3 protein-coding genes and 1 pseudogene are annotated in these 2,142 nt (G+C 66.4%); 3 read left to right on the plus strand and 1 reads right to left on the minus strand.

Annotated elements, in window-relative coordinates:
- From RMQ73_RS12215 to RMQ73_RS12225, 3 genes are all read left to right on the plus strand, one after another.
- Positions 1–963: alkaline phosphatase family protein (locus RMQ73_RS12215; protein ID WP_310498531.1), on the plus strand; the 963-nt coding region annotated here is incomplete at its 5' end.
- Between the two features lie 68 nt (positions 964–1,031).
- Positions 1,032–1,433: a dihydroneopterin aldolase gene (locus RMQ73_RS12220; RefSeq protein ID WP_310498532.1), complete on the plus strand. Its 402-nt coding sequence runs from the start codon at positions 1,032–1,034 to the stop codon at positions 1,431–1,433.
- Position 1,434: 1 nt separating this feature from the next.
- Positions 1,435–2,055, plus strand: coding sequence for an SDR family NAD(P)-dependent oxidoreductase (locus RMQ73_RS12225; RefSeq protein WP_310498533.1), 621 nt, complete (start codon positions 1,435–1,437; stop codon positions 2,053–2,055).
- Here RMQ73_RS12225 and RMQ73_RS12230 read toward each other — a convergent pair.
- A pseudogene (locus RMQ73_RS12230) lies at positions 2,028–2,142 on the minus strand (short-chain dehydrogenase); the annotation flags it as partial. The gene RMQ73_RS12225 and the pseudogene RMQ73_RS12230 sit on opposite strands and share 28 nt — an antisense overlap.

Genomic DNA, 2,142 nt, shown 5'->3' on the forward strand with positions numbered 1-2,142 from the left:
CACGGCATCGTCAGCAACACCATGGATGATGCGGCGCTCGGCAAGTTCAGTCTGTCGAATCGTGCGGCGGTCGAGGACCGGCGCTGGTGGGACGGCGCCGAGCCGATCTGGGTCACCGCGCAAAAGGCCGGGATTTCGGCCGCCACCATGTTCTGGCCAGGCTCCGAAGCGGCGGTGCGCGGTGTCCGGCCTGCCCACTGGCTGGCGTTTGATGGCAAGATGCCCGAGCCGGCACGGGTGGATCGCCTGCTGGCTTGGCTGGACGAAACGCCGCGCCCCGGACTTGGCACGCTGTATTTCGACAGCGTCGATCATGACGGGCATGAATTCGGCCCCGATGCGCCGCAGACCAATGCAGCGATTGCCGCTGTCGATGTCCAGGTCGGCAGGCTGGTTACCGGGCTCGAAGCGCGCGGCATTGCTGCCAATATCGTGCTGGTCGCCGATCATGGCATGGCCCCGGTGTCCACTGACCGCCAGATCATGCTCGACGATTTGCTGCCAGCCACCAGCTATCGCCTCGTCACCGGCGGCGCGGTTGCCGGGATCATGTCCAATCCGGGGCAGGCGGCAGGCGTCGCCCCAGCCCTGCTGCGCCGCCATGCGCACATGCAATGCTGGCGCAAATCCGCCATACCGCGCCGCCTGCATTATGGCCGGCACCCGCGCGTGCCCGATCTCGTCTGTGTCGCCGCGCCCGGCTGGATGATCTGGGCGCGGGCGCCTAAACTGGCCGAGGGCGCCCGCGCCATGGCTTTGGGCGGCATGCACGGCTATGACCCCGCTGCGCCCGACATGGCAGCGTCGTTTGTTGCTGCCGGTCCAGCATTTCGTGCCGGCAAGGTGCTGGCGCCGTTCGACAATGTCGATGTTCACCCGCTGCTGCTGCATCTTCTCGGTCTGCCGCCCATGCAAACCGATGGCCGGCTCCGACCGTTGCGACCCGGCCTGCGTCACCGCTGAGCCTCGACCTGGCATTGCCGCAATGCGGCAAACCCGCTACCGCCCGCCATCGTTTATATGGGTGCGTGATGAACAGCGAATTGCAGCTTTGGGTGCGCGACGTCGAGGTGCCGGTGCTGACCGGCATCTATTCCGAGGAAACCGGCCAGACGCAGCCGCTGCGCATTTCGGTCTGGGCCGATATTGCCGCCGAGCCGCTGTTTACCGCTGACACACCGCTGAATGCCTCGCGCAACTATCTCGATATCAAGGCCGCCATCACCGCCGTGTCCACCGATGGCGTGCATTACATGCTGGTCGAATCGGTGGCCGACACCATCATTAACCGCCTGCTGGCGCTCGAAAGCCGTTTCACCCGCGTCAGGGTCGAAGTGCTGAAAATGGCGATCTGCGAAGCCGGCGAAGGCATCGGCATCACGCTGACGCGTAGTCGTGGAACACAGGGCCGTGACAAAGATGACCGGGGCTGACATGGCGGCGCCCGGCGCCCAGCCTGTCGCGCTCATCACCGCGGGTGGCCGGCGCATCGGTGCCCATATCGCCGCCCGGCTGGCCGACGGCGGCTACGCGCTCGCCCTTCACGGTCGCACCGAGGCGCCTCTGGATCCGATGCTGGCCGAAACGATCGCTCGCACCGGCGTGCCCATGCGCCAGTTTGCCGCCGACCTGTCCGATCCGTCGCAGGTTGATGCGCTGTGGGATTCGGTCTGCAACTGGGCTGGACAGCCGCCGACGCTGCTCGTCAACAATGCCGCGCTATTCACGGAAGACACTGCCGAAACCGCAACCGCCGAATCGATTCGTCTGCATCACGCGATCAATTGCGCCGCACCGGTGCAACTGACCCGCAATCTTTGGCGCGATACGCCCGAATCGGCGAGGGCCTGCGCGATTCTGCTGCTCGATCAGCGAATCGCGCAGCCCAACGGCGACCAATTCTCCTATTCGCTGTCCAAACTCGCGCTGGCTGGCGCCATGAAGCTGTTGTCCCGCGCCCTGGCCCCCCGCGTGCGCGTCAACGCCGTCGCCCCCGGCCTGACCTTGCCGACGGCCGATTACACGGCCAGCCTGGTCATCTGTTCGGCCGTGTAATCGGCCGTCGGCAAGGTCAGGCCGGGGGCGACGGCGTTGACGCGCACGCGGGGGGCCAGGGCGCGGGACAACAGCTTCATGGCGCCA

This window comes from Sandarakinorhabdus sp. (assembly GCF_031430775.1).
In the GTDB taxonomy this organism is placed as follows: Bacteria; Pseudomonadota; Alphaproteobacteria; order Sphingomonadales; family Sphingomonadaceae; genus Sandarakinorhabdus.